General features: G+C 69.3%; 29 protein-coding genes. 14 read left to right on the top strand and 15 right to left on the bottom strand.

Going from position 1 to position 26,886, the window contains the following annotated elements; genetic code table 11:
- Positions 1–1,111 (top strand): NAD(+)/NADH kinase (locus ABZS51_RS32155; RefSeq protein ID WP_355448898.1); only part of this gene is annotated, 1,111 nt, incomplete at its 5' end.
- Positions 1,108–1,869: an SDR family NAD(P)-dependent oxidoreductase gene (locus tag ABZS51_RS32160; RefSeq protein WP_355448901.1), complete on the top strand. Its 762-nt coding sequence runs from the start codon at positions 1,108–1,110 to the stop codon at positions 1,867–1,869. The genes ABZS51_RS32155 and ABZS51_RS32160, both read left to right, overlap by 4 nt.
- A 50-nt stretch (positions 1,870–1,919) precedes the next feature.
- Here ABZS51_RS32160 and ABZS51_RS32165 read toward each other — a convergent pair whose 3' ends face one another.
- A complete protein-coding gene (locus ABZS51_RS32165) occupies positions 1,920–3,122 on the bottom strand; it encodes an RNA-guided endonuclease TnpB family protein (RefSeq protein ID WP_355448904.1) in 1,203 nt (400 codons plus the stop codon).
- A 122-nt stretch (positions 3,123–3,244) separates the two neighbouring features.
- On the opposite strand from ABZS51_RS32165, the gene ABZS51_RS32170 reads away from it, so the two are divergent.
- The 5 genes from ABZS51_RS32170 to ABZS51_RS32190 all read left to right on the top strand — a co-directional run bounded on the left by ABZS51_RS32170 (position 3,245) and on the right by ABZS51_RS32190 (position 8,548).
- Positions 3,245–4,528 (top strand): sugar ABC transporter substrate-binding protein, encoded by a 1,284-nt coding sequence (locus ABZS51_RS32170; RefSeq protein WP_355448907.1) that lies wholly within the window; start codon positions 3,245–3,247, stop codon positions 4,526–4,528.
- 4 nt (positions 4,529–4,532) lie between these two features.
- Positions 4,533–5,462, top strand: coding sequence for a sugar ABC transporter permease (locus tag ABZS51_RS32175; protein ID WP_355448910.1), 930 nt, complete (start codon positions 4,533–4,535; stop codon positions 5,460–5,462).
- Between the two features lie 10 nt (positions 5,463–5,472).
- Complete coding sequence (locus ABZS51_RS32180; RefSeq protein WP_355448913.1) at positions 5,473–6,294, top strand: carbohydrate ABC transporter permease; 822 nt, start codon at positions 5,473–5,475, stop codon at positions 6,292–6,294.
- Positions 6,291–7,895 (top strand): glycogen debranching protein, encoded by a 1,605-nt coding sequence (locus ABZS51_RS32185; RefSeq protein ID WP_355448916.1) that lies wholly within the window; start codon positions 6,291–6,293, stop codon positions 7,893–7,895. Before ABZS51_RS32180 ends, ABZS51_RS32185 begins: the two co-directional genes overlap by 4 nt.
- Before the next feature lie 89 nt (positions 7,896–7,984).
- Positions 7,985–8,548 carry a DinB family protein gene (locus tag ABZS51_RS32190; protein WP_355448919.1) on the top strand — a complete coding sequence of 188 codons (564 nt, stop codon included), beginning with the start codon at positions 7,985–7,987 and terminating at the stop codon, positions 8,546–8,548.
- Between the two features lie 398 nt (positions 8,549–8,946).
- On the opposite strand, the gene ABZS51_RS32195 is transcribed toward ABZS51_RS32190, so the two are convergent.
- Complete coding sequence (locus ABZS51_RS32195) at positions 8,947–9,237, bottom strand: putative quinol monooxygenase (protein WP_355448922.1); 291 nt, start codon at positions 9,235–9,237, stop codon at positions 8,947–8,949.
- Positions 9,238–9,250: 13 nt separating this feature from the next.
- Entirely contained in the window at positions 9,251–10,291 is a 1,041-nt protein-coding gene (locus tag ABZS51_RS32200) for an aldo/keto reductase (protein WP_355448925.1), read from the bottom strand.
- A gap of 354 nt (positions 10,292–10,645) precedes the next feature.
- Here ABZS51_RS32200 and ABZS51_RS32205 point away from each other — a divergent pair, with 354 nt between their 5' ends.
- The 3 genes from ABZS51_RS32205 (at position 10,646) to ABZS51_RS32215 (ending at position 12,865) form a co-directional block, all read left to right on the top strand.
- The gene (locus ABZS51_RS32205) at positions 10,646–11,266 is read left to right on the top strand and encodes a transcriptional regulator (protein ID WP_355448928.1); all 621 of its coding nucleotides are present in this window, start codon (positions 10,646–10,648) and stop codon (positions 11,264–11,266) included.
- A 280-nt stretch (positions 11,267–11,546) separates the two neighbouring features.
- Positions 11,547–11,960, top strand: a complete 414-nt coding sequence (locus tag ABZS51_RS32210; protein WP_355448930.1) for a hypothetical protein — start codon at positions 11,547–11,549, stop codon at positions 11,958–11,960.
- A gap of 356 nt (positions 11,961–12,316) precedes the next feature.
- Positions 12,317–12,865, top strand: a complete 549-nt coding sequence (locus tag ABZS51_RS32215; protein WP_355448933.1) for a hypothetical protein — start codon at positions 12,317–12,319, stop codon at positions 12,863–12,865.
- A gap of 139 nt (positions 12,866–13,004) precedes the next feature.
- Here ABZS51_RS32215 and ABZS51_RS32220 read toward each other — a convergent pair whose 3' ends face one another.
- Together ABZS51_RS32220 and ABZS51_RS32225 are read right to left on the bottom strand one after the other, a co-directional pair.
- The gene (locus ABZS51_RS32220; RefSeq protein ID WP_355448936.1) at positions 13,005–13,934 is read right to left on the bottom strand and encodes a recombinase family protein; all 930 of its coding nucleotides are present in this window, start codon (positions 13,932–13,934) and stop codon (positions 13,005–13,007) included.
- A 217-nt stretch (positions 13,935–14,151) separates the two neighbouring features.
- On the bottom strand, positions 14,152–14,793 hold the full coding sequence (locus ABZS51_RS32225) for a TetR/AcrR family transcriptional regulator (RefSeq protein WP_355448940.1): 642 nt from the start codon (positions 14,791–14,793) through the stop codon (positions 14,152–14,154).
- A gap of 137 nt (positions 14,794–14,930) precedes the next feature.
- On the opposite strand from ABZS51_RS32225, the gene ABZS51_RS32230 reads away from it, so the two are divergent.
- Positions 14,931–16,427, top strand: a complete 1,497-nt coding sequence (locus tag ABZS51_RS32230; protein ID WP_355448943.1) for an AMP-binding protein — start codon at positions 14,931–14,933, stop codon at positions 16,425–16,427.
- Positions 16,428–16,500: 73 nt separating this feature from the next.
- Here ABZS51_RS32230 and ABZS51_RS32235 read toward each other — a convergent pair whose 3' ends face one another.
- From ABZS51_RS32235 to ABZS51_RS32255, 5 genes are all read right to left on the bottom strand, one after another.
- Positions 16,501–17,262, bottom strand: coding sequence for a Tn3 family transposase (locus ABZS51_RS32235; protein ID WP_355449033.1), 762 nt, complete (start codon positions 17,260–17,262; stop codon positions 16,501–16,503).
- A gap of 457 nt (positions 17,263–17,719) precedes the next feature.
- Positions 17,720–18,199, bottom strand: a complete 480-nt coding sequence (locus ABZS51_RS32240; RefSeq protein ID WP_355448946.1) for an NUDIX domain-containing protein — start codon at positions 18,197–18,199, stop codon at positions 17,720–17,722.
- A 20-nt stretch (positions 18,200–18,219) separates the two neighbouring features.
- Positions 18,220–18,945, bottom strand: a complete 726-nt coding sequence (locus ABZS51_RS32245; protein WP_355448949.1) for an HAD family hydrolase — start codon at positions 18,943–18,945, stop codon at positions 18,220–18,222.
- Positions 18,942–19,745: a carbon-nitrogen hydrolase family protein gene (locus tag ABZS51_RS32250; protein ID WP_355448952.1), complete on the bottom strand. Its 804-nt coding sequence runs from the start codon at positions 19,743–19,745 to the stop codon at positions 18,942–18,944. Before ABZS51_RS32250 ends, ABZS51_RS32245 begins: the two co-directional genes overlap by 4 nt.
- 279 nt (positions 19,746–20,024) lie before the next feature.
- On the bottom strand, positions 20,025–20,264 hold the full coding sequence (locus ABZS51_RS32255) for a hypothetical protein (protein WP_355448955.1): 240 nt from the start codon (positions 20,262–20,264) through the stop codon (positions 20,025–20,027).
- A 360-nt stretch (positions 20,265–20,624) separates the two neighbouring features.
- On the opposite strand from ABZS51_RS32255, the gene ABZS51_RS32260 reads away from it, so the two are divergent.
- A complete protein-coding gene (locus tag ABZS51_RS32260) occupies positions 20,625–20,987 on the top strand; it encodes a hypothetical protein (protein WP_355448958.1) in 363 nt (120 codons plus the stop codon).
- 436 nt (positions 20,988–21,423) lie between these two features.
- Here ABZS51_RS32260 and ABZS51_RS32265 read toward each other — a convergent pair whose 3' ends face one another.
- Both ABZS51_RS32265 and ABZS51_RS32270 read right to left on the bottom strand, forming a co-directional pair.
- The gene (locus ABZS51_RS32265; RefSeq protein ID WP_355448961.1) at positions 21,424–21,864 is read right to left on the bottom strand and encodes a hypothetical protein; all 441 of its coding nucleotides are present in this window, start codon (positions 21,862–21,864) and stop codon (positions 21,424–21,426) included.
- Positions 21,865–22,048: 184 nt separating this feature from the next.
- Positions 22,049–22,747 carry a hypothetical protein gene (locus tag ABZS51_RS32270; RefSeq protein ID WP_355448964.1) on the bottom strand — a complete coding sequence of 233 codons (699 nt, stop codon included), beginning with the start codon at positions 22,745–22,747 and terminating at the stop codon, positions 22,049–22,051.
- Positions 22,748–23,133: 386 nt separating this feature from the next.
- Between ABZS51_RS32270 and ABZS51_RS32275 the strand changes: the two genes are divergently transcribed.
- A complete protein-coding gene (locus ABZS51_RS32275; protein ID WP_355448967.1) occupies positions 23,134–23,628 on the top strand; it encodes a DUF418 domain-containing protein in 495 nt (164 codons plus the stop codon).
- 179 nt (positions 23,629–23,807) lie between these two features.
- Here ABZS51_RS32275 and ABZS51_RS32280 read toward each other — a convergent pair whose 3' ends face one another.
- The 3 genes from ABZS51_RS32280 to ABZS51_RS32290 form a co-directional block, all read right to left on the bottom strand.
- Positions 23,808–23,936: a hypothetical protein gene (locus ABZS51_RS32280; RefSeq protein ID WP_355448970.1), complete on the bottom strand. Its 129-nt coding sequence runs from the start codon at positions 23,934–23,936 to the stop codon at positions 23,808–23,810.
- Between the two features lie 45 nt (positions 23,937–23,981).
- Positions 23,982–24,374: an FCD domain-containing protein gene (locus ABZS51_RS32285; RefSeq protein WP_355448973.1), complete on the bottom strand. Its 393-nt coding sequence runs from the start codon at positions 24,372–24,374 to the stop codon at positions 23,982–23,984.
- Between the two features lie 84 nt (positions 24,375–24,458).
- Positions 24,459–25,034, bottom strand: coding sequence for a TetR-like C-terminal domain-containing protein (locus ABZS51_RS32290; protein ID WP_355448975.1), 576 nt, complete (start codon positions 25,032–25,034; stop codon positions 24,459–24,461).
- Positions 25,035–25,100: 66 nt separating this feature from the next.
- On the opposite strand from ABZS51_RS32290, the gene ABZS51_RS32295 reads away from it, so the two are divergent.
- Entirely contained in the window at positions 25,101–26,429 is a 1,329-nt protein-coding gene (locus ABZS51_RS32295; RefSeq protein ID WP_355448978.1) for an alpha/beta hydrolase, read from the top strand.
- Positions 26,430–26,886: the final 457 nt, after the last annotated feature.

A 26,886-nucleotide genomic window follows, 5' to 3' on the forward strand; every position in this document is an offset into this window, starting at 1 on the left:
GTCGCGCCGTCCCGGCACGCGCCTGGTCACGGCGCCGGGCCCGATGGGCGAGCACAGCGCCCGCGCCGCCGGCGCCCCCCACGACCCGGTACGTTCCAGCCGTTCGGCGGAGCCGGGACCGTCCGGCGCCACGTCGGCGCGGGACACCCGGGAGGCCGTCCTCGCGATGGCAGGGGTGGACCTGCTGCTGTTCGCGGGCGGCGACGGGACGGCGCGTGACGTGCTCGACGCGGTCCGCGAGCTGCGCGAGCGCGGCGACCGCGTCCCGCCCGTGCTGGGGATCCCGGCCGGGGTGAAGGTGTATTCGGGATGCTTCGCCGTCAGCCCGGCCGCGGCCGGGCTGCTCGCCGCCGCGTACGTCTCCGGGGCATCGGCAGGATCCGGGGCGTCCGGAATCTCCGGGACGTCGGGCCGCGAGCCGGGGCGGGCGGCGCTCGCCGAGGCAGAGGTGGTGGACCTCGACGAGGACCGCTACCGGCAGGGGCTGGTGAGCCCGGTCCTCTACGGCGCCCTGCCGGTTCCCGCCGCCCCCGCCGCGCTGTCGGGCCGCAAGGCCGGCTCCTCCGGGACGGCGCCCGGCACGGTCGAGGGCATCGCCCGGGAGGTCGTCTCCCGCATGCGGCCCGGCGTCCGCCACGTCCTCGGACCCGGCGCGACCACGCGGGCCGTCGGCCGCGAGCTCGGCCTCGCCACCACCCTGCTCGGCGTGGACGTCGTCGAACGCGACGGCGCCGGTGGCCGGCTGGTGGCGGCCGACGTCTCGGAGGCGGAGCTGTCCGGGCTGGTCGGCGGCCGGGAGACGGTCCTCGTGCTGTCGGTGATCGGCGGGCAGGGCTTCGTGCTCGGCCGCGGCAACCAGCAGGTGTCGCCGCGCGTGCTGCGCGCCGTCCTCGGGGACGCGCCCGGGGACGCGGCGGGCGCGCGAACCGGGCGGCTGCTCGTCCTGGCCACCCAGCAGAAGCTGGCCGCGCTCGGCGGGCGCCCGCTGCTCGCCGACAGCGGCGACGAGGACCTCGACCGGATGCTCGCCGGGCACGTCCAGGTGATCACCGGTTATCACGAAAGCACGATCTACCGCCTCAGTGCGGCAAGTGAGGAGTCGAACGAATGAACGCCCAGCTCGAGGGCAAGGTCGCGATCGTCACCGGCGGTGCCTCCGGCATCGGGCGCGCCACCGCGCAGCTCTTCGCCGAGGAGGGCGCCCGGGTGGTCGTCGCCGACATCGACGGCCCGGGAGCCGAGACGACCGTCGCGCGGATCAACGACGCCCGGCCCGGGGCCGCGGTGGCGGTGCGCGCCGACGTGTCCGCCCCAGACGACTGCCGGCTCGTCGTGGACACCGCCACCCGGACCTTCGGCGGGCTGCACGTCCTGTTCAACAACGCCGGCATCATCCGCCGCACCACGGCCCTGCACCTCGACGTCGAGGACTGGGACCGCGTCATGGCGGTCAACGTCCGCTCCGTCTTCCTCATGTGCAAGTACGCCGTCCCGGCGATGACCGAGGGCGGCTCGATCGTCAACACCGGGTCGGGCTGGGGCCTCAAGGGCGGCGGCAACGCCCTGTCCTACTGCGCCTCCAAGGCGGCCGTGGTCAACATGACCCGGGCCCTGGCCATCGACCATGCCCGCGCCGGGATCCGGGTCAACTCCGTCAACCCCGGCGACACCGACACGCCCATGCTGCGCGACGAGGCCCGCCAGCTCGGCGAGGACTGGACCGCGTTCGCGAGCGACGCCGCCGACCGGCCGATGGGCCGCGCCGGAACCCCGGAGGAGATCGCCCGCGCCGTGCTGTTCCTGGCGGGCGACGCCTCCAGCTACGTCACCGGATCCGCCCTCGTCGTCGACGGCGGCGGACTCGCCTGACACCCCCCGCAAGAAAGATCGAAGGAGCCACCTTGACTTTCTCCCCATGCCTAGAGGCGAGGGAGTCCAACCTTCACAGGTCGGGGTTCCTGCTTCGCGGGCGGCTGCACCACGGGGGACCCGGAGCGTCTGACGTCGCCTCCACAGGCGGGCACGGCAAGACCTGCCGCCAGGATGTTCTTTGCGGCGTTGATGTCCCGGTCGTGCCGGGTGCCGCAGGACGGGCACTGCCATGCCCGGGTGCCGAGCCGAAGGTGCGCGAGCAGGTGCGCGCAGGCCGAACAGGTCTTGGAGCTGGGCAGCCAGCGGTCGACCACGACCAGGTGACGCCCGGACCTGGCGGTCTTGTATTCGAGCATGCGGCGGAAGGTGCCCCACCCGCAGTCGGAGATGGCCTTGGCCAGCCTGCGGTTGCGGACCATGTTCGTCACGGCCAGGTCCTCGATCACGATCACGTCGTGGTCGCGGACCAGCCGTGTGCTGGTCTTGTGCAGGAAGTCCGTGCGGGCCGCGCGTACCTTGCGGTGGGCGCGGGCGACCTTGGCCCTCGCCTTCTGGTGATTGCTCGACCCGCGGGTCTTGCGCGCTTGGCGGCGCTGGTAGCGGGCCAGGTTGCGTTCCCGCTTGGCCAGATGACGCGGATTGGGGATTCTCTCGCCGTCGGAGGTGACGGCGAAGTCCGTCACCCCGAGATCCACGGCGACCACGCCTCCTGTCGTCGGCAGCCGGTCGGGGGCGGCGACGTCGACGGCGAAGGAGACGTCCCACCGCCCGCACGGATCCCGGGAGACGGTCACCGTGCTCGGGTCGATCGCCGCCGGGTCCACCTCGGGCCAGGACCAGGCGAACGCCAGGGGCGCGTCCATCTTCGCCAGCAACAGCCGCCGCCCGTCACGGTAGCGGAATCCGGAACGGGTGTACTCGGCCGACTGCCGTCCGGTGCGGGACTTGTAGCGGGGGTGCCTGGCGTGGCCGGCGAAGAAGTTCGTGAACGCTGCCTGCTGGTGCCGGATCGCCTGCTGCAACGGCACCGAGGACACCTCGTTCAGCCATGCCAGTTCGTCGGTGGCCTTCATGGCGGTGAGGTAGGCGTTGGCCTGGGCGAAGCCGGTTTTCGCCCGCTCGGTGCGGTAGCGGTCGTGCCGCCAGGCCAGGGTGCGGTTCCAGACGACGCGTACGCAGCCGAACGTGCGATTCAGCACGCCGGCCTGCTCGGGCGTCGGGTACGCCCGGCACTTGTACGCCGTCCTCACAGGTCCATTCTGACGAATCACCGACTCATGGGTCACCCACTTCGCATGAAGCACACGCGGGTGGTGTCCAGCTTTTCCTCCCCAGGGCCGAAGCCTGGGGTCTCCAGCCTCAAGGAGTCTCGATGAAGTGTGCGCTGACCGTCCTGGGCGTCCTCGCCCTCGCCACCACCGCGTGCAGCGGAAGCGGCGGGAACGTTCCCGGCGCGGTCACCGGCCAGGGCCCGGTGACCGCGCGCTGGTCCACCTGGGGATCGGCCGAGGACGTGAAACTCTACGAGAAGTTCACCGAGGACTTCCAGCGGCGCCACCCCGGCATCCGGCTCAAGCTGGAGTCGGTGGCGAAGTACGAGGACTATCACCCCAAGCTGCTCACCCAGCTCACCAGCAAGACCGCGCCCGACGTGTTCTTCGTGGGCGATGACAACATCGGCAAGTTCGTCTCCGCGGGCGTGCTCACGCCGCTCGACGACAAGCTCGCCGGCCCCGACTCCAAGAGCCGCCCCGAGGACTTCTTCGACGGCGTGTACGGCGGCGCGAAACGCGACGGCAAGATCTACGCCGTCCCCAACGACACCAACCCCGAGGTGCTCTGGTACGACAAGAAGGCGCTCAAGGACGCCGGCATCACCGAGGACCCGGCCACCCTCAACGAGACCGGCCAGTGGACCATGCCGAAATATCTGGACATGAACGCCAAGCTCAAGGCCGCGGGCAAGGCCGGCTCCATCTTCTGGAACTGGTACGGCTCCACGTACTCGGTGATCAACGGCTTCGGCGGCAAGGTCTGGGACGGCGGCAAGTTCGTCGCCACCACCGACCCCAAGGCCCGCGAGGCGCTGAGCACGCTCGCCAAGGGCTACCAGGACAAGACGTTCCTCAGCGCCGACACGCTGCCCGCCAGCAACGGCCCGAGCACCCAGTTCCTCAAGCACAAGGCCGGCTTCTACGCGGGCGGCCGCTGGGTCATCGACTCCCTGCGCAAGGGCGGCGAGCTCGATGACTACGACATCGTGCCGTTCCCCTCACCGACCGGCGACCCCATGCCGGGCGCGGTGGCCGCCTCCTACCTGGCGCTCAACAAGGACACGAAGCTGCCCAAGGAGGCGTTCACGTTCCTCACCGAGTTCGTCGGCAAGGAGGGCCAGACGCTGCGGCTCAAGGGTGGCGGCGCCGTGCCGTCCGTCAAGGGCGCCGAGCAGGTCGTCCTCGCGGACGGCTACCCCAAGCACGCCCAGACCTTCATCGACGTGCGCGACACCGGCTTCGCCAACTACCCCGAGGAGGTCGCGGTGCCGGGCCTCACCGCCGCCATCAACGAGCACCTCATGAAGATGTGGAACGGCAAGGTCGGCTTCGACCAGGGCATGACCGAGCTCCAGCAGCTCGTCCAGAGCAAGCTGGGCTGAGGCCGTGGCTGTTCTCACCCGTGCCCGCCCCCGGGCGGGCCGGCGTCAGGCCCCCGGCGTGCGCAACCGGGACGGCTGGTGGGCGGCGTTCTTCCTCGCCCCGCAGGTCACGGCCCTGGCCGTGTTCCTGGTCTTCCCGCTCGGCTTCGCCGTCGTGCTGGCGTTCATGCGCTGGGACGGCCTCGGCCGCAAGGAGTGGGCGGGCCTGGACAACTTCGCCGCCCAGCTCTCCGATCCCGACTTCGGGCTGGCGGTGTGGAACACGGTCAAGCTCGCGCTGCTCACCGTGCCCGTCGGCCTCGCCCTCGCGCTGCTCATCGCGATCGCCCTGAACAACGTGCGCGGCGGCTCCTTCTACCGGGTGCTCTACTTCATGCCGGTGGTCACCAGCTCGGTGGCCGTCGCGCTGATGTGGCAGATCATCCTGGCCGGCGACGAGAACGGCGTGCTCAACAACTCGCTGCGGAGCTGGTTCGGCCTCACCCCGCCCGACTGGCTCGGCGACACCGGCTGGGTGATCGTGGCCATCGCCGTCGTGACGATCTGGTCGTCGCTCGGCCTCAACGTGGTGATCTTCCTGGCGGGGCTGCAGACCATCCCGCCGCAGATCGTCGAGGCCGCCCGGATGGACGGCGCGGGCAGCGTGCGGATCTTCCGCTCGGTCACCCTGCCGCTGCTCTCGCCCACGATCTTCTTCTCCACCGTGGTCGCCGTGATCAGCTCGTTCCAGGCGTTCGACCAGATCTACGTGCTGGTGCGGCCGGAGGACAACGAGGGCGCCCGCACGATCGTCTACCAGGTCTACGAGCTGGGCTTCAAGGACTTCGAGTTCGGCATGAGCAGCGCCGCCGCGCTCATCCTGCTGGCCCTGACGTTGCTCGTGACGCTCGTCCAGTTCGCCGCGCAGAAGCGCCTGGTCCACTACGACTCGTGAGGGAGAGCTGATGCGACTCCGGCAGGCGGCCCTGCACGCCGCGCTCACAGCCGGCGGGCTGGCCATGGTGTTCCCGTTCGCCTGGATGCTGCTGACGTCGTTCAAGGGCGTGCGGCAGATGCTGAACAACCCGCTCGACTGGCTGCCCCAGCCCTGGCACTGGCAGAACTACCCCGACGCGCTGGCGGCGATGCCGTTCGGCACCGCGTACTGGAACAGCTTCTACATCGCCGCGCTCAACGTCACGCTCACCCTGTTCACCTCCGCCATGGCGGCCTACGCCTTCGCCCGGATCCGCTTCCGCGGCTCGGGCGTGCTGTTCGTGGTGTTCCTGGCCACCCAGATGGTGCCGGCGCAGGTGACGATCGTGCCGCTGTACCTCATGCTGGCCCGGTTCGGCTGGATCGACTCCCACCTGTCGCTGATCCTGCCCTCGGTGGCCAACCCCTTCGCGGTGTTCCTGCTGCGCCAGTTCATCAGGGCCGTGCCGGTGGAGCTGGAGGAGGCGGCCCGCATCGACGGGGCGGGCCGCTGGCGCTGCTTCTGGAACGTCGTGCTGCCCAACATCCGCCCGGGCCTGGGCGCTCTGGGCATCATCGCCTTCCTGGCCTCGTGGAACTCGTTCTTCTTCCCCCTGATCTTCCTGAACTCGCCCGAGCTGGCCACCGTGCCGCTGCTGCTCAGCCAGTTCTCCGGGCAGCACACCGCGGTCGACTACGGGCTCATCCTGGCCGGGTCGGCGATCGCGGTGGTGCCCACGCTGATCGCTTTCCTGATCGGTCAGCGGAAGATCATCAATTCGATGGCGGCCTCCGGACTGGGCGGGCGATGATGCTGGACCTGCGCGAACGACCCTTCACCGACCGCGGGTCGCGGCTGCTGGTGATGGCGGCCGACGACGGCTCCCTGTGGGTGGCCGCCGCCCGCTACGAGACGCCGCTGCGCGAGACGGCCGTCCTGACCGGCCTGCGGATCCTCGCCGGCGACCGGGAGCTGCCCGTACGGCGGGCGCTGCCGGACCGGGTGGAGTTCGAAGGCGGCGCGGCCCTGGCCTTCGCCGGCCCCGACACGCTCGTGCTGACCGGCGACGGCGGTGAAGGCGTGCATGCCGTGTGGGACGGCGGCCGGGCGCCCGCCGGCGGCGGCCTCGTCCTGGTGGGACCCGGCCGGGACGGCGCGCACGTGGCCGCCCCCGGCGGTCCGCCGCCCGACGGCCGGGCGGTGCTGGAGGCGGCCGCCGCGCGCTGGCGCGACTGGTTCGCCCGCATGCCCGCCGTCCCCTCCGGCCTGCGGGAACGGGCCGAGCAGGCGTGGTGGACGCTCGCGGTCAACCTCGTGCCGATCCAGGGCCGGCAGTCGCTGGTTCCCTCCAAGTACGGCTACGTCGGCCTGTGGAACTGGGACTCCTACTTCCACGCCATCGCCCTGCGGCACGCCGACCCGGGCCTGGCCAGGGAGCAGATCCGCATCCTGCTCGACCACCAGCGCCCCGACGGGCTGATCCCGGATGTGGTCCACGACCACGGGGTGCTGGCCGAGACCACCGACCTGCCCCGCTCCGACCTGGCCCGGCTGGCCCAGCACGTCGGCGGGCCGCCCGTCCGCGAGGCCGTGCCGGTCACCAAGCCGCCGCTCACCGCGTGGGCCGTGTGGAAGATCCACCAGGCCGACCCCGACCCGGGCTTCCTCGCCGAGGTGTACGAGCCGCTGGTCCGGGCGCAGGAATGGTGGTTCACCCGCTCCGACCCCGACGGCGACGGCCTGGCCGAGTACCTGCACCCGTACTCCTCGGGTCTGGACGACAGCCCGATCTGGGACGGCGGGCCGCGCGCCGAGCCCCCCGACCTCAACTCCTACCTCGCCCTGCAGTACGACCGACTGGGCGACATCGCCGCCGCGCTCGGCCGCGACCCGGGGGAGTGGCGGGCCAGGGCCCAGGCGCTCGTGGACCGCATGGTGGCGAGGCGGTGGACCGGCGCCCGCTTCGTCACCCTGGTCGGCGGGCGGGAGGCGGACGTCCGCACCCCGCTGGAGCTGCTGCCGCTGCTCACCGGGCGGCTGCCCGCCGACGTCGCCGACCGGCTCGTGGCCGACCTGTGCTCGCCGAGCTTCTGGGGCGAACGGCCGGTGCCCACGGTCGCGTTCGACGACCCCCACTTCGACCCGGACGCCATGTGGCGCGGACCGGTCTGGCTCAACGTCAACTACCTGCTCATCGAGGGCCTGCGCCGGTCCGGCCATCCTGAGACGGCCCGCGAGCTGCGCGATCGCACGCTGGCGATGGTGCGCGACGGCGGCGGCCTGTACGAGTACTGGAACCCGCTGACGGGCCGCCGGGCGGGCCGGGCGACGAGCGGGTTCGGCTGGTCGGCCGCCCTGTTCCTGGACCTCGCCCACGAGACTTTCACCGACTCCGCGGACCGGGAGGGGTGACGGCGTCATCTCCCGGTGCGGTACGCTCTCGCGGCCCACGGCCCACGACGGCCTCCGCGAGGGTTCTACGTTGTCTGTAGTGTGCGGAAATGACCAGAAGCGAGCGGCTCGCGGAGCAGCTGGACCGGCACTGGCGCAAGAACCTGCGGCCGCGGCTGGATGGTCTTACCGATGAGGAGTACTTCTGGGAGCCGGTGCGCGACTGCTGGAGCATCCGCCCACGTGGCACGTCGGCCGAACCGATGTCGGCAGGTTCGGGGGAGTGGACGGTGGACTTCGCGTCCCCTGACCCGGTGCCGGCGCCGGTGACCACGATTGCCTGGCGGCTTGCACACATCATCGTCTCGTGCCTGGGCTATCGGGTCGGATGGCACTTCGGCGGCCAGGACATGGACTCCCAGACTTTCGCCTACGCGGGGACCGCTGACGAGGCGCTGAAGCAGCTCGATGAGATGTATGGGAGATGGAACGCGGGGGTCCGCGAACTGTCGGACGCTGACCTGGAGAATCCGCCCACGGTGGGTCCCGAGCGGTTTCCCATGGAGGGCATCGTCCTGCACGTCAACAGGGAGCTGATCCATCACGGCGCCGAGATTTCCCTGCTGCGCGACCTCTACCGCTGGCAGGACGGAGCCGTACCGCGCCGAATATGACATTTCGGCAACCGGCAATCGAGGGTCGGAGATCCGTGGCTGCTGCCGCCGAGGGGCCTCACGATCTTCAACCGCCGTTCTGCGCAGGTAGTAGGTCCTGGCATGAGGCCAGGTCCATCACGAAGGCGGTCATTCGGGCCGCCGTGTGCCACCGCCGCAGCTGATCTACTCGCACAGCCCGACGTCCCCGGTATCTCCTATCTGGGCGCCGGGCGGCTCGGAGCCATCGTGGCCGCACTGGTCGGGCTGACCGCCTGGCGATCGGTGCGCTGGCTCTCGCCCGCTCCCGCCGGCAGCGGCTGATCAGCCGGCCAACAGGGACGACGAGGCGCGCGGTGAGCAGGACGACGCCGAGTGCGGCCGGCCGTTCCCGTTGGGGGGAACGGCCGGACTGATCGCTATGGCGCCTCGACCAAGGTGCGAAGGGTCAGTGGCCGGGCGAGTATTCGGTCAAGGACCCGCTGGGCGTGACGCAGGTGAGGGGTAGTGAAGTGCTCGTCGAAGGCCTGCCGGTTCTCCCACCGCTCCACGATCACCATGCGGGCGGGGTCGTTGGGGTCGGCGTAAGCCCGGTAGGCGAGGCAGCCGGGTTCGTCCAGCGTCGGCTCGATCAGGGCTTCCAGCGCTGTGCGGAGCCGATCATGCTGGCCAGGTGCGGCGAGGAACTCGGCGATGACGAAGAGGGACATGACCCGGTCTCCTTCACGAGTGGCGGGCGGGGCCGCTGCCCGCACCGGACACTGTGATCGCGGTGGCCACCTCTTCGATGTCGGCAGGGGTCAGCTCCAGCGAGCTCGCACCGATCCAGCCGTCCACCTGGGCGGCCTTGCGCGCGCCCACGATCGCGCCGGTGATGCCGGGCCAGGCCAGCACCCAGGCGATGGCCACCTCGGCCACGGTGCGGCCATGACGTTCGGCGATCGGCCGCAGAGCCTGGGCGAGCTGGAGGTTGGCGGCCAGGCCGGTGGTGAAGTCGACGTGGGCCCGGCGCCAGTCGTCGGCGGGCAGGCCGGCCACGCGCTCGGCGGAGAAGGCTCCGGTGAGCAGCCCGGACTGCAGCGGCGAGTAGACGATCACACCGGTGTCGTGGGCGTGGGCCCAGGCGATCTCGGCGGCCGACGACCGGTTGATCGCCGAGAACGGGGGCTGGATGGCGTCGACGTGGGCGATCTGCTCGGCGGCCTCGAGCAGGTCGGGCGTGTGATTGGACAGCCCGATGGCCCGAACCTTGCCCTCGGCCTTCAGGTCGGCCATGACCTGCCAGTACTCCTCCAGCGGGGTGGCGTTGGGCGACACGGCGCCGAAGCCGCCGCCGGCGTACTCCAGCGACTCGCCGGTGTCGGGGTAGTGCACCTGGTACAGGTCGATGTGGTCGACGCCCAGCCGCCGCAGCGAGTCTTCGAGCTCGCGGCGCACGCTGGCGGGGTTCATGATCCTCCGAGGCGAGGCCGACGGATTGTCCGGGTCCCAGACCAGGCCGACCTTGGTGAAGATGTACGGGCGGTCGGCTTGGGGCAGGTCGGCGATGGCCTTGCCGACCAGTTCCTCCGAGTGGCCCAGGCCGTATACCGCGGCGGTGTCGATCCAGTTGACGCCCTCGTCGAGCGCGTGGCGGATCGCGGCGACCGACTCGGCGTCGTCGGTGGCGCCCCAGCCGAAGCGCCAGCCCGAGCCCGACACCGCCCACGAACCGAACCCCAACCGGGTGATCTCCATGCCGGTACGGCCAAGCGTGACAGTCATGAGTGATTTGCTCCTGTGAATCGGAAAGCCGGAACCGTTCCGGCGGGACCAACTCTCGGCGTTTCACGCGAGTTCAGGCAGGGCCGGGCGCTCCCTAGGCACGCGATGACCACCCAAAACCGCAATAATGTGACATATGGTCTTCGATCGGCGTGCCGAGCTGGGTGAATTCCTCCGATCGCGACGCGCCAGGCTTCGTCCCGAGGAGGTCGGCCTGACCTCTTACGGACGGCAGCGCCGGGTTCCGGGGCTGCGCCGCGAAGAACTGGCGCAACTGGCCGGATCAGCATCGATCACTACGTCCGCCTTGAGCAGGGGCGCAGCCTGCTCTTCTCGGCGGAGGTCCTGGACGCGGTGGCCAGGGCTCTGCGTCTGGACCCGGCGGAACGCGAGCATCTGCACCGGCTGGCGCGCCCCGCTCCGGCAGCGGCCGAGGAGCACACGGACAGCCCGCCGCTGCGTCCCGGCGTACACAGCCTGCTCTCGGCGATCAGCGGGGCCCCTGCCTACGTGGTCGACCGCAGGACCGACGTGCGGGCATGGAACCGGCTCGCCGCGGCGTTCTTCATCGACTTCGGCGAGCTCCCCGTCGCGGAGCGCAACATGACCAGGCTGGTCTTCCTCGACGACGGCGTGCGCGACCTGTACGTCGACTGGTGGGCGCGAGCCCGCGACGTGGTGGCCTTCCTCCGGCTGGACGCGGCGCGCCCGCCCGTCTCCCCGGCCACGCAGGCTCTGATCGAGGAGCTGTCGTCCGCCAGCCCGGAGTTCCGCCAGATCTGGGCGGAGCACCACATCAAGGCCCCGGAGCGCGGAAGCCACCTCTACAGGCATCCGCTGGTCGGCGAGCTCGAATTGACCTACGAGACCCTCCGCCTGCCAGGCCACCCCGATCTCGCCATGGTCGTCCACACCGCCGAGGAGGGATCCCCCTCCCAGGAAGCACTCCGCATCCTGATCCGGCAAGACCCGTAGGCTGCCAACTGGTCCAGCCCGGCGCGTACGGCCTGGCTGAGCTCGGCGCGGCTGGGTTTGAAGTGCACGTCGGGGCGCAGGTGCGGTGATGCCGCATCTGGCCTCGCATCAGCTCAGAGGAACCGATCGTCAATTGCTTAATGATCACGGCGTCGGTGACCGGCTGCGCGGCCCCTCTACGTCTGCGCCGCGCCGCCGAAGTCTGAGGCCTGTACGTCGACGACCTCGACCTGCACGCTTGGGCGAAAACTCGTGTCAGTGACGCTCATCGTGCGCCACCATGGCGACCGTGACCGGGATCCGAACCCCTGGGGCCTGGCGCATGATCGCTTCGGAGGTCGGGGCAATGGGCAAGGGGAAGAGAATCAAGGCGCGGCGCGCCCGAGAAGGCGACAAGACGGCGGACCGAGGCCGTAGCCCGGCTCGGGTTCTGGAGATCCAGGCGGCTTACACGCGCACCGCGACCGGGTGGAAGGCCGAGGTGATCCTCGATGAGGAGATCACTGAGCCGGCGGCGCTCGTCCTCGGCTCCACGCTGGAACAGTGCCAGCGTGAGGTCATGCACCGCGTCGGGGAACTGGCCGACCGCACCGGTCGGCTCTGCCAGACCGTGCACCTGCTCAACGGCGACCCGGCAGCGTTCGTGGAGGCTTACCACGCCGAGGTCGGCTTCGGCGGATGGTCACCCCTCTGAACGACTTGGTGTTGAGCATCATTCGAGGGCCTGGTGGGCTGCCGCCTGGATTCTTCGTGCGCACTGCCGAGCCGTCACCGGGTGCCTCGTGCCATGACGGCGGTGACGCGTGGCAGCAGCAAGGCTGACCCCCGCGAAGGAACCGTATGGAAGCGGCGGACTCAGGCAGCAGGGACAGGACAGCGTGGGGATCGGATCTCGGCCCCGTGCCGCTGACAAGAACCTGGCGGGCGTAACGGCCTGTCTACCTGCATATATGGTCCTATGTGGGAGAAATGGAGAAGCCGGATGGGAGCGGGAAGCCGGCGCCACGGCGAGAGACGGGGGAGGATCTCCCGGGGCTGAGGTTGATGCCGGTGGGCCCCGCGCTCGCCCTGGTGGCCGGCGCCGCGGTGGTACTGCTCACGACCGTGATCGTCGGCGGGCTGGTACTGCTGGGCGCGGAAGGGCTGAAGCCGGAGGCGCAGGTCAGCGCGGCCACCCTGTTCGACCTGCTGAAGATCGCTTTTGCGGTGGTGGCCGGGCTGGGCGGTCTGGTGGCGCTGGTGGTGACCTACCGGCGGCAGAAGGTCGCCAAGGCGGCGCAGAAGCTCGCCGAGGCCACGCACGTCCTGGCCCGGCAGGGCGAAGAGCGTGCCCACCGGGCCGAGGCACGCGAGGCCACCAAGTTGCACAACGACCGCTTCGCCACCGCGGCCGGCCAGCTCGGCCACGACTCGCCCGCGGTGCGGCTGGCCGGCGTGCACGCGCTGGTCGGGCTGGCCGACGACGCGCCCACCCGGGAACTGCCTGATGGCCCTGCCGGCGATGACGGCGGAGCAGCGTGCGAAAGCGTTGGAGAGGGCGGCCGAGGCGCGAACGGCGCGTCGGGCGCTGTTGGCGGAGGTGTCCTCCGGTGCGGTTAGTGTGGCGGAGGTGTTCGAGCGCCGCGGGCAGGATGGGGCATGACGAGCATCCGAACGAAAAGTCCCGTTTGCAGAGCGGAGTTGAGCGGCTTGCCGTGACTTTCCGTTCGGATGTGTTTTGCCGAAGGGTTTTCCGAGGTCACGGCCTATGTGGCTGGGTGGCCTCGACGGCTGCAACGCGAGCGGCGTACACCCGGTGCGCCTTGCGCTCAGCCGGGCCGGCGCTGTCGGCGGTGGCAGCACTTTGCTCCAGCATGGCGCGGTGAAGTGCAAGCGGGGCCACTATGCGGACCGAATAGCCGGGGCCGCGGCGGATGTTCCGTCCTGAGACGAGGGCCAGGCGGACGACCTCGTCTCCAGCGATGCGCAGGAGATCGGCGAGTCGTCCGGGCACGTCGAGGGCCACGTCCACTTGTGGGGCGAGCACATCGTCCAACTCGTCGGGGCCGATTGGGGGCATGTCGAGCGGGCCAGAAAGGTAGCGGGCGCCGGCGGCGTCGAGAACGCGGCGGATGGTCTTGGGGGCGACGCGGTGCTGCCGGGCCAGGGCCTTGACGGCGGCGCCCTGGCGGTAGGCCGCCACGATGGCGGTCGCCGTGCTCGGGTCGAGGGCGGCGGGGCGGCCCAGGGTCTTGCCGGCCGCCCCGGCGGCAGCGACACCCTCGCGGGTGTTCTCGCTGATCATGTCGCGCTGGAACTCCAGCACGGCGGCCAGGACGGAGACCATCATCTTGGTTCCGGGGTCGTCGCTGGCCAGGTCGATCCCCGACAGCAGGCCGGACTCGACGCGCAGGTGCAGGCCCCGGCGGATGAGTACCGGGCGCAGGGCGAGGATGTCGGCGACCGAGCGGAACAGGCGGGCGGCGTCGGCGATGCGGATGGTGTCGCCGACGGCGGCCTCGTGAAGCAACCGGGTGAATCCGGCGCGGTCCAGGGAGAGCTGGCGGCTGGAGGTGGCAGGGTCCTCATAGGCGGGGGCTCCGGCGGCGAGCAGGGCGGCCAGGGCGTGGCGCTGGCGGGCGTCGATCTGCTTGTCGGTGGAGTGCCGCAGATAGACGCGGTCGGCCATGCCCGATCAGGTCCCTTCCCCAGGCCGCCGGGGCGGCCGTTAGGCGGCTCTGGCGGCCATCTTAGGGGGCGAAAAGGGGAGGCGGAAGCTGGGATCGGATCCGATTGGATCGACGGCCTGTTTCGCCAGGTCGGACACGGAGTTCTGATTGGATCCGCCTGTGGGGCGCAATCGACCGACTCAGCCCCCTCTGTCATTCGACAGGCATCCCTCCGCCTCATCCGGTCAAGGGCCCGCCACCTCTGAGGGCCTCGACACCGTCCAGCAGACGGCTGAGAGCGAACTCGAACCGGCTGTCCAGGTTCGGCGAGATCAGATCCGGGGCCAGTTCGACGATGTGCGGAAAGGATTCGGCAGGCAGGGCCGCCAGGCGGCCACCGAGTTCATCCAGGTAGGACCGTGCAGAATGGCCGGCACCGACCGCCGCTGACAGCGGAGACTGCTCCCCGCCGACGAACCCGATCAGGAAGGTCCACAGCAGGAACGCCATGTAGGCGGCATCGCGGTTGGACAGCCCGGCGCCGCACAGCACGCCGAGGATCGTCTCAATCGTGCGCAACTGGCCGGGGCCGGTGGTGAAGCGCCCGGCGAAAAGCCGGGACGAGTCGCGGTAGCTGAGCATGTGCCGCCGCATCGCGCGCATGATCGCGACGAGGCCGGCCCGCCAGTCGTCCGGATCGGCGTACTGGGACAGATCCTGTGCCGCGGCGATCGCGTCGACGAGCAGGTCGAGCAGTTCCTCCTTGTTGCGGACGTGCCAGTACAGCGAGGGCGTGCGAACCTCGAGACGTTCGGCGACCCGTCCCATGGTGAGCCCGTCCAGTCCCTCGGCCTGCAACGTGGCCAGGGCTGCGGCCATGATGGCATCCGGCCGCAGCTTGGGTTCCGTGGCCGGTGGCCGGCCTCGACGGGGCGGCATCACACCTCCTTGTGAGCGTCACCGCGATCTTATGCTCTAGCATTAATCTAATGGCATTAGATTATGGAGGAGTGAAGATGCCGGAAAACGTTCCCGCCTGGTACGTCAGCAGCGCAATCGAGGCGCTGGAGGCGCATGAGGGAAAGATCGCGCTGTCCTACCACGGTCGTGACCTGGGCTATTCCGAGCTGCTCGCGGCCGTGTACCGGACTGCGCGGGCGCTGCGCCGGTTCGGCCTGCGACGCGGCGACGGCTTGCTGATCGTCGCCGGCAACCGTCCCGAGGCGTTCACAATCCGGTTCGCGGCGTTCCTGCTCGGGTTGCGCCTCACCCCGTTGGTGCCCGGGCTGACGGACCTGCGCTACGTGGCCGACGACTCGGGTGCCGCCGCACTGATCGGCGCGGCCCCGGAAGACGCCGATGTCCAACTGGCGCTGACGCTCGACGAAGTGACCGCGGCGGCACAGGCCGAACCGGACGACCCGCTGCCGGTGGCCGCGCGAGAGCAGGACATCGCGCGGGTGCTCTACACCAGCGGCACCACAGGCCGGCCCAAGGGCGTGCCGAGCAGCTACGCGGCGCTGGGGGCGTCCACCCGCTCGTGGGGATCCGGCGCCGTCGACATGCCGGCGGGCACGCGGTTCCTGCTCGTCACACCATTTGCCCACGGCTCTGGCGACGCGGCGGTGAACATGCTCCGGTTCGGCGCCACGGTTGAGATCTTCGACGGCTTCGACACCGTCGACTTCGCTGCGGCGATTGCGCGATCCCCAGCAGCGGTGACCTACCTCTACCCGTCCTGGCTCTACCGGTTGCTCGATCACACCGATGCCGATCTCAGCGCACTGCAGTTCCTCAGCTACGGAAGCTCCCCGATCACACCCGCCCGGCTGCGTCAAGCGCTGGAACGGTTCGGCCCGCGACTGATGCAGACCTACGCGACCACCGAGGCGCCCGCCATCGCGATACTCGACGTTTCCGATCACGCCGCCGCGATGAGTGATCGACCCGAACTGCTGGCCTCGGTGGGCAAGCCTCTGCCGGGAGTCACCGTCGAACTTCGCGCGGACGACGACACCCCGGTTTCCGTCGGCGACGTCGGCGAGGTGTGCGTGAACGCCGCCTCGGTCATGCCCGGTTACTGGAACCAACCGGAGTTGACGGCCGCCACGCTACGCGACGGCTGGCTGCACACCGGCGACCTCGGTCGCTTCGACACCGACGGCTACCTCTACCTCGTGGGCCGGCTCAAGGACATCATCATCGTCAACGGCTACAACCACTACGCCGGCCCGATAGAAGACACCCTGGCCAGCCACCCAGCAGTCCGGGAAGTAGCGGTCGTCGGATGCCCTGACGACCGCACGGGCGAAGCGATCCACGCGTTCGTCGTCGCCCAAGCCGTCAACGCTGCCCAGCTACGAGCATGGGCCGAGGACCGACTCACCCCGGAGGCGGTCCCTGCCACGTTCACCTTCATCAACGCCATTCCGACCACCCCACAGGGCAAACCCGACAAGAAGGCCCTGCGGGAACAAGCAACAAAGCTGCGCAGCGCTATCCCGCACAGGTAACAGCAGGCGTGGGTGCAGACGCCCACGGTCATGACGCGCACTGGTAGCCGTACGCCGACACCCCCTCGAGAGGCTAGAAAATGTCCTCTTCCCAATGTGGCTCATCGGGATTGCGGAGCTGCCGGACGCCGGCAGGACCCAGGTCGGGCTGGGCGAAAGAGTAGGTGCCGATCACGTTGATGTGCTGGCGGACGAAGGGCGACAGCCGCGCGACGTCCTTCTCCGCCAGTGGGTAGCTCTCGGCCTGGAGCTGGTCCAAAGCCTTGTCCATGTAGAAGGTGTTCCACAGCGTGACGCAGTTGAGCACCAGGCCGAGCGCGCCGAGCTGGTCTTCCATGCCCTTGTAGTAAGCGCTGGTAGATCTCGCCTTTCCGGCCGTGGAAGATTTTCCCGCCAGCGCATGGCGGGATTCTTGCAGGTTGCGCACGCCCTTGATGTCACGCCGGTGAGGCTCCTCAACGGCGTAGGTGAGGATCTTGAAAATCCGCCCGTAGTGGGCGATCGCGTCTGCGAACGGGGTCGGGTTGCCGTCCCTCTGGATCATGCGCATCACGTCGTAGGCGCGGATCTCACCGGTGTAGATCGACGCCACGACGCGCAGGATGTCACTCCAATGCCGCTTGATCTTTTCCAGGTCGATCTTCCGCGGACGAACCGAGATAGGCTGCCGTAGTCGGCGTCCTGGATGCGCCAGCCCTTCTGATCGGGGATATCGGCCAGCGCGGGGCGATACTGCATGCCCAGCAGGTGGTCGAGGCCGAACTTCGCCATCGCCTGCAGTGCCAACCTCACCCGGACGCGGAGCTCCGATAGTCGCCATCCCGCAGGTGGCCATCACCGCCGCGACCCTGGCCGGCCCATACCCGGCAACGGCCCGTAGGACCTGAACCACCCGGGTCCTGCCGACCAGATCCTGCCCGCTGCGCTCGAACACCTCCGCCACACTCACCGCGCCGGAGGCCACCTACGCCAGCAGCGCCCGACGCGCCGTACGCGCCTCGGCCGCCTTCGCCAACGCACGCCGCTCCATCGCCGACAGGGCCATCAGGCACCTCTCCTGTAGAGATATCGGCTGGTCAGTGGCTCCCGCCAGAGATCACGACGGGGCCGCCGCCGATCATCATCCCGCACAGTGTCAACAGATGTGACGCCAAACCCGGTTCACCGTTCCACTCCTACCGGTAGGCCAACTCCTTACAGCAAGCCGGCGTCATCACCGAGGTCGGGGTCAGCGCTCCGGAGGTCCACAGAATGGTCCCCTCTGGTGTGGCGATGAAGCGGTGGTGTTCGCGTTACACCCCTTGCCATGCACGGAACAACCTGATGCTCTCGGCGAGTTGCGAGTGCATCGGGTACGGCAGCGAGTCCAGGGAGAACCAGCCCAACTCGTCGAACTTGTGAGGCTCGCCGATAGCGGCTTCGGCGGGATCGACCCTGACCGCGAAGATCACCGCGACCCAGTGAGAGGCCGGCTCCTCCCGCAGGACGTTGCGAACACCGATGGTCTCGATCGTCAGCGGCCGGGTCGTGTATTCCTCACCGACCTCCCGAGCGACAGCCGTCTCGAACGACTCCCCGTACTCCAGCGCTCCGGCCCCACAATCCCAGGTGCCAGGCTCGTCACGTGCACCGGCGCCGCGTCGGGCCAGCAACACCCGGCCGTCGCCGTCGTGGCAGATGAACACGCACGAGACGCTGGGAGTCCTACGCACCTGTTCGGCGACCGGCTGGAGCGGCCCGGCCAGAAAGTTCGCAATCGGGTCGTTGCTCAACGGCAGATTCCTTTTCACTTTCAGAAGTGATGCTGTAGCTCGGAGAACGCCCGTAGCCGCAGCACTCCTTCATCGTCGTCATCGAGCTCACTGTGCTCAAGCACCCAGGTGTTGTCGTTCGGAATGAAGACAGCGTTCATGCCCGCCTGCCGGGCGGGCATGATGTCCGACTTCGGTGAGTTGCCGATCATCCAGGTCGTCGCCGGCGCCAGGTCGAGGTCGCGAGTGAGCCGCCGGTAGGTGTCGACGTCCTTCTCGGCCACGATATGGATGCCGCGAAAGTGGTGCGCGAGCCCGGACAGATTCAGTTTGCGCTGCTGCTCTTCGGTATCACCCTTGGTGAGCAGGAGCAACTCGTGCCGGCCGCCGAGAACTGTGAGTGTCTCGACGACACCCGGGACGGGTTCTACGCGTCCTTCCAGGACGGCGGCCGCCAACCCGTCGACATGGCGCAGCTCTGCTGCGCTTGCCGGACGCTCGCGGATTCGCTCCAGGCACTCCTTCAGGCTGCGCAAGAACATCTTGCCGCCGTATCCGTGTGCGGCCACGTTCGCCGCCTGGATGCTGTTGAGGACGGCGCGGATCGCGGTCTCATCGAGGGTCGGATGGTCCAGCCAGCGCACGAAGTCGTCGACGGCGCGCTCGAAGAGGACATTGTTCTCCCACAGCGTGTCATCCGCGTCGAAGATCAGCACCTGTCCCGTGAGGGAGCCGCCGTGCGGCTCAGCCTGGGCGGGCGCCGTCACGTCCGTGCCTCTGCGCTGAGAGCGGTCCGCGGGTATCCAGCCAGCATGTCCTTGTCGCGCAACGCCTGCAGCTCACTGCGCGACAACGCCATGGTGAACACACCCTGATCGGTCCCGGCCTGGCTCAGCCGTGTGCCGTCCGGGTGCCAGGTGCCGCTGCCGCCGCACGATTCCCACCCCGGTCCCCGGCCGGCGAGGTTCGCGACGACCGAGTACATGCGGTTGTCCATGGCCCGGGCTGCGGCGTGGACGTCGATGCGTCGCGCCTGCTCCTGCGTGTACAGGGCGGACACAGCGTAGATCTCGGCGCCCTGGCGAGCCGCTTGCTCCGCGTGCGCCGGCACCGCGGCGTCGTAACAGATGGCGAGCGCGACGCGCCAACCGTCGATGTCAAGGAACTGGATCTTGTCGCCGGGCTGAAACAGGTCGCGCTCCACGCCGTGCAGGTGCTGCTTGCCGTAGACCTGGATCTCCCCGTCGGGGCGGATCGCCAGCGAGGCGATCCAGGCCGTGTTGCCCGGCCTGCGGTACGCGGCGCCGACCACAGCGGTCACGCCGCACTCCGCACTGGCCTGGCGGATGACGTCGAGCCTCGGGTCGTCCTCGGTCACCCAAGCCGACGGGTCGGCGAAAAGCTCCAGGTCGTAGCCCACAAGTGACAGCTGGGGGAACATGAGCAGCTTCGCGCCAGCCTCAGCAGATCCGGTCATCAAAGCCGCCGCCGAACGGGCGTTCGACCGCACATCCCCTGGCTCGGGGGAAATCTGGGCGACCGCCACGATCAAGGTTTCTGAAGGCACCGCGGCATGCTATCGACCGGCCTTCGGAACGCGTCTTCCGGGGCTGCTCCTGGCCGCGCTGTAGTCTAGTCGCGGCCGCCGCCAGCACCACTGGGGCGCTGTTCCTGCCAGCGGCCTGGATCGCCGCCGCGGTCAGTCCTGTTTGTCGTCTTCGGCCGTCGCATCGCGCAGCGGCCGCAGGTTCCCCAGGCGGTGATGTTCGTGGGCTACCACGCCCGAGCCGGCGTCGGCGGGGGGTGTTCGCCCACACGATGGCCGACACCGTTCTCGACGTCCGGATCAACGGCGCCCCCGCCAGCCCGCCACGACCTTCTCCGAGACCCCCTCGAACAACGCGGCGGGCAGCCCGATCGCCTTGACCCGCTCCAGCTTCACGATCTCGGCCAGCAGCGTCTCCAACTGCAGCGGCCCCGGGTCTTCCTTCAGCTCCTGCAAGAACGCGCGGTGACCGGCCCGGACCAGTAGACCCGTCCATCCCTGGTGGTGCGGGTCGAGCTCGGTGGGGGTGGTCTTGAACAAGTACTCGGCTCGGGATAGGACAGCCGCCCCCGTCCGGTGGTGTGAGTCGCTGCCGACTGTGGCCGACGCTCGGCCGACCGACCGAGCTGCGTCTGTCGCATTCGCGGGGATGTGCTCGCGGAATCACCAGGTCACCGGCAGGGCGTCGAGGCCCGAACACGACGGCGTCGTAGCTGGCCGACAGGTCACGGCGTTGCCCGATTCGCCGGTCATAATCCGCCACCTGACCCCTCACCGCCGCCGCACTGCTCCTGGCCGCAGGCCACCGCCGCCGCGCAGCACACCGAGCCCGCCGAGCACGGCCCCAGAGGGGGACGTGACCGCCTTAGATCATGGGTTCTGCTGTGGTTTAGTTATCGGATGATCGCATCAGGCAGATGGACACGCTCGCTGGCGGCGCTCACCGCCACTGTGCTGATCGCCCCCGCCTGCTCCTCTGACGATCCGCACACGCTCACCTTCGATGTCACGGGCGAAGGAAGTTTCGCCATCACGTACGTCATTAACGGCCGCTCCACGACCGAGCCCCAGGTGAGGCCTCCCTGGAGGAAGGACATCACCCTCGCCGGACAGGGCGAGGACACCTGGAGCCTTTCCATACGGCACCTGGGCGCCGGCTCGGTGAGTGCCGTTGCCTACGTTGACGGCCAGTTCATCACTCAGACCGCAGGCTCAGGATCAAGCGGCGGCGGCACCAGTAGCCTTAGCGGCTCCGTCGGCTGAACTACCCTCCCGAACCCACTGGACGCTGACGTCCTTGATAGGCCCTCAGAACATGCAGAACTCACCCTGAGTGAACCTTGGTTCGCTGGTCAACCGCTTCTTCACGCGCTCGTACCTTCGCGCCGGGCCGGCCATGCTCGGCGCTTTGGGATTTACATGCCTGACGTGCCTGACAGACCTCCTGCGGCTGACCAGCATGTTCGCTTGAGAATCCCAGATAACCATCGACCTGCTGTTTTAGCTGGTAGGCGTGTCGCGGCCACGGTTGAGCTGGGCCATGAGTTCGCGGTTGGCCGCGCGGGCTGCTTCCAGTTCGTCGTCGCGGTCGGCGAGCTGGAGCTGCAGGTCGACGTTGCGCTGTTCCAGGGTGGTGATGCGGGCTTTGAGCTGGTCGATGTCGTCGCCTCCGCCGATCCCGGCCTGGCGGTAGACCTGCTCACCGAGGGCTTCGCTGAGGCGTTTCTCCAGTTGGCGGACTGTGCCGCGAGACGGGCGTTGCGGGCGTCGGCGGCCAGCAGGTCGGCTTGGAGCGAGGCACGGGAGACGGCCGGGCCCCGGTCGCCTGCCATGGTGGGCGGCTCGACAAGATGGCCAGACCGTGCAGGTGCTGCTGGACGTAGGAGTTGGTGCTGCGCGAGCGGACCGTGGACAGGTAGTCGTGGGCCCACCGCTTGGCCGCTTCCCGCAGCCAAGGCTGGCCGATCTTGGTGAACGTCAGGTTGCCGCGGTGTCCGAACGGCGCCAAGTCCCAGACGTCGTTGGCGTACTCGCTTTCGGGCGTCTTACAGGCCCGGACGGCCGCGGCCCGGGTGCCGTTGAGCAGTTGAACGGTCTCCTGGTTGCGCTCGGGCTGGGGGACCTCTTCCAGCCGGGTCACGCCGGCGAAGGCCGTGGGCCGGATCGTCCGGTCGATCAGCGCCCGCAGATTGCCCAGATCGGTCCGCGCGCCCTTCTTCAGCGGACCTTCAGCCCGAACAGCAACTGCACGACGACCAGGTCCGGCAGTCCTCGGAAGCTGATCTCCGCGCCGTAGCTGCCGGAGGGGGCGGTTCGCAGCTCGATCACGTACTGGTCGTAGGCCTGGACCACGAGGAAGTCGACCGGCTTGCCCGGGCCCGCCCCCACTTGGCGCTTGGCCCACCCCCGTTGACGTTTTCCCGCCGCAGGACGTGCAGGTGCGAGCCCGCCACGGCGCAGCCCAGCGCGGTGGAGTCCGGCATGAAGTGCAGGTCCTCGCGACGCAGCCCGGCCGCCGCGCCCCGCCGCAGGCCCACCCGGGCCAGCAGCAGCACGATGAACCGGTCCCGGGCCGACCGGCACGCGCTGAACAGCGCCACGATCTCGGCGTCGCTCGCGCGGTCGCGGGGCTTGCGCGGCACCTTGACCCGGTGCCGGGCCTTCATCCGATACCCCATCCCCGCGCTGCGGGCCTCAAGCGGCAGGTCCCTGCCCTCGGCCACCTCATACAGCTGGGCCAGTACTTCTCCCGGGACGGTCTTGTTCGTGATCCCATGGCAGAGGAACTGCCGTACGCCGGTCAGCACGTTCTCGATCCGGGCCGCCCCGCGGACGTGCTCGGCGCCGGGCCCGGCCAGCACCAGCCCCGACGGCGGCTCGATGCCCGTGGTCTCCTTCGACCCGTACCTCAGCCAGGTCACGAACAGCGCCAGCTCGGCGGCCGCCGTACGCCAGTCCCGGCCCGTCCGGACGCACCAGCGCAGGTACAACGCGATGTGCCCGGCGTACGCGTGGGTCGTCAACTCTGCCTGGTCTCGGCCGAACCGTACATGCCGAAGGAAAGCATCCGCCTCCGGCACCACCACCAACTCGTCATCCAGCACCGTCCAGTACCCGACCCCAGACGGTAGCCGAACAGGGAAAACCCGCAAGTTCCACTCCGCTCTCGTACGCAACATGCCACTACAGAAAGTGACAGCCTCAGAGATGCGTAGCAGAACCCCAGGTCAACACACGGAATGCAACGTCCCACGACACTCTTGTGCGCCCGGGAGAACGACGTAAGCCAGCACCGCCAGCCGGGCGTCGGCCGCCAGGCGCTCGCGCACCCGCCGCACGTACGTCTCGCTGGAAAAGCCGCGCAATCGCCGGGCTGTTCCTGCTGGGCTCGGCACTGGTCCGCTACGGGGTGATCGAGAAGATCGAGCGCTCCACCCGAGGGCCGCTCCTGCTGGGCCTGGCCTTCGCGGCGGGGCTGGCCGCTGCCCTCTGGGTTCAGGCCAGCATGCGGGCCGTGGGGGCCACGACGTACCTGCCTGCCACGACCACCCTGGCCGATCTGCTGCTCGCCGGTATCTACGTGTGCGCCCTGCTGGTCCTGCTCAGAGCGCCGCTGCGACCGGCGCTGCGGTTCGTCTTCGCGCCACTGGGCCGGATGGCGCTGACCAATTATCTGACCGCCACACTCCTCGTTCTGGCGGCCAGTCACCTCCTCGGCCTGCCGATCGGCCAGTCGTCCTCGGCCGCGTTCCAGGCTGCGGGAGTCATCCTCATGGCTCAGTGGCTGTTTTCCGCCCTCTGGCTGCGCCGCTATCGCCAGGGCCCCATGGAGTGGCTCTGGCGCTGGGCCACCTGGGCCCGCCGCCCCACCCTGCGCATCCCACGAGCTGAGCTCATCCCATGACAATCGGACGATGACCAGGAGCCGGCTGAATCGAGAGGCCTCCGTACGGACCTGTAGGACTCGAGATCGTGCGTCGCCTCCCTCAACCTGCCCGGCCACCCAGCGCTTGGGCAGCGGCACGAATCCGGTCGTCCGTAGGTCGCGGTGCACCCCCTCCACGTCGGTGCCGTCCACAGCGATCATGTTCTTGAACCCGGTGTCCAGCCCGCCTTGGTCACGTTGGGGTTGTCGGCATCGACCCTGTCCAGCGGGACCGCTCCGATGGCGCTGTCGTGCACGCCGGCGGCGGTCACCACCACAGCGATCACCGGCCCGAGCGCTTGACCGCCTCATCTCTTGGACAGCGGGAGGCCCTATTCGGTGGCGGCTGCGGCGTTGTCGTCGAACAGCACGCGTAGCGCGGTTGCTCGACTGTTGTTGACGTGCTCGACGGCGACGGCACCAGCTGCTGCCGGATCGCCGGATGCGATCGCCTCGTAGAGCCGGTCATGTTCGGCGCACAACCACCTGCTGGACTTGGCGGCGCAGCTTAGGGAGCAACAGCGTTGCCCCTGATCGCCTACTACGTCGGCAAGGGAAATGCTCGCTATCCCAATGTCTGAGAACGCGAACAGTAGCCGCTGGTACTCCGAGCTACTTGGGCTGGTCGAGCAGACCAGCGATTTCCTGCGATCAAAAGTTCTTGCAACGAGGGCGCCGGGTCTTGGCCGCGTAATGGCGGCCAAGACCTCATCAACGAGCGCCACGAATCGTCCCCGCCGGGCGACGCCCGCGTAGCTCGGTCAGGCGAGTAACAGTCTGAGAGCGCTGCGTAGGCTGACGCTGCGAAGTCAAGCCGCCCAGCCGCGCAGCGCGGCGGGGATCGTCGAGCGGAACGTGGTCTCGGCCGTGGCGGTGTCGAGGGCCCCGGCCAATTCGAGAGTCACCAGACCGTGCAGGGTCACCCAGAGGGAGAGCGCGATGGAGGTCGCGTCGCCCGAGAGCGCGGAGGCCGACCGAGCGCGGTCAATCGCCTCGATGAGCGGCCTGACGGGATCTGCGGCACTCACTTCGCCGGACGGGTCGAAGCTCTGCACGCCGCCGAACAGCACCGTGTAGAGGTGGCGGTGCTCGCGTCCCCATCGCCGGTACGCGACCGCGAGCGCGTAGAGGTCGGCGAGGGGGTCGTCGGAGGTCGGTACCGCCGACAGGTCCTGGAACAGCCCGGCGACCGCCCTGTCGCGCACTTCGGAGATCAGCCCGTCCTTGCCGCCGAACAGCGAGTAGACCGCGGCGGTCGCGGTCCCGGCGGCGGCGGCCAGGGCACGGATGGTGATCGACTCCCGTGGACGGGTCGCGAACATCTCGGTCGCGGACTCGATGAGGCGGTCCTTCACGGTGTCGTCGTTCGTTCTCGGCCTTCCCACGACGACCAGCCTAGCCGAGCTGCTATTGTATCCAAACATTGTTCTGAAACAACGTTTGGAAAAACTATGTCTCTCCCCGTTCCTCTCCGCCTCATCGGCCGTCTGATCCTGGCCGTGCTCGCCGTTGTGGGGCTGGCCGGGCTGTTCCTCACCCTGATCGTCCTGACGGACGGCGCGCGCTCCGGGCTCGCCGCCTGGCTGACCACCCTCGGAGCCGGAATCCTCGTCGCACTGTGGCGAGGCCGTGGCCGTAGGTGGCCGGGTCGGCTGTGGCCGTTCGCGCCGGTGGTCGTCGCCGCGGCGCTCACGGCGTCGGTCTGCGTCCCCACCGTTCCCACGACCCGGCAGTATCCGCCCGACCTGCCGTTCGTGGCCACGGGGCACTGGAGCTTGAGCACGGGAAGCCGGGTCGCGACCTACCACTATCCCCCCGCCGCCGGCGCCCCCCGGCGCCCCACCCCGTTGGTGTACCTCCACGGCGGGCCCGTCCGCGGCATCTCCGTGCTCGACCACCGATTCCTGCGGCTCCTGGCCGGGCAGGGCTACGACGTGTACGCCTACGAGCAGCCCGGCGGCGGACGGAGTGACCTGCTGCCCATGGAGCAGTACACGATCTCCAGGTCCGTACGCGACCTCGCCGCCTTCATCGATCGCCTGGACAAGGGTCCGGTCGACGTCCTCGGATTCTCCGCTGGCGCGGTCGTGCTCACCCGGGCCCTGACCACCCCGAGCGTGGCCGTCCGCGTGCACCGGGCGATCATCGCCGAGCCCGGCCCCATGGACGGCCCGACCGCGCTGATCAGCGGGCAACAGGGACGGCCGTCCGCGCGCGGTCTCGCGCCGGCCCCGACCGGACCGCAGGCGACGCGCGTCCCCCGGTACGCCGTCGCGCTCGGCCTCATCCAACTCGGGCTCCTCCCGCCCGACACGGGCCTGATCACGCAGGCCGAAGGCGTCAACGCGTTCAAGGCCGCCGATCTCGGCAGCGACACCGCCTCCGCCTACTGCGCGCAGGACGCCGGCCGCATCCCTGCCGAGGACACCGCGGAGAACTTCTCCTTCAGCGCCGCCGCGAGCCTGCGCATCCAGCAGACGATCAAGGACTCACCCTCCATCGCCCCCGAGCTGGGCCGCTCCCGCACCCCCGCGATGCTGATGATCGCCGAATGCTCCTCACAGGTGCGTCAATGGGCGACCGCCGTCCTCGCCGCCGACCCCGCCATCGAGCGAACCCAATACATGCCCAGTGTCGGACACCACATGTGGAACGGCCTCGACGACAACAACGAGCGCGCCGCCGCCGTCATCACGGCGTTCCTCCAGGGCGAGCCGCCGCCTTTGCGGAGCTATCCGACCCGCGCCGACATCTCCGCCTTCCTCCGCGACCACAGGTGAGGTCCACAGCGGGCCGACCGGACCTCAGGGCCGCCACCGATCGTGAAGCTACGCCGGGTTGCCCGCTTCTGAAGCCTTCACGGCGCTGCCGAGCGGTAGCGCGTGGCCACATCCAGCCGTACCTGGGTGTGGCCGAGTGCGGCGTCCAATCGGGAAGATCTTCTTCCCTGAAGATGTAGCGGCTCGCACTGGGGCTGCCTTCGCACTGGCTGAGAATCTGACCGAGGTCAGGCTCACCGCGCAACTGCTGACGAATCGACCTATCTGTGCGCGGTGGCCCCAAGCACAAAGTAACCCGACCATGAGGCTTCGGAGCCTAAGGACGCGGACTGGGTGGCGGCCTCGGACGCGAACGCGTCTCCAACGGATCTCGACTCGATCCGCGGCGCGGAGATGTTCGGTCTCGACCCCGACATGGCGTCGATCAACGGCCCGACCTCGTCCACCACCCGCTGCG

Origin of the sequence: Nonomuraea sp. NPDC005501 (assembly GCF_040605905.1) — a bacterium.
In the GTDB taxonomy this organism is placed as follows: Bacteria; Actinomycetota; Actinomycetes; order Streptosporangiales; family Streptosporangiaceae; genus Nonomuraea.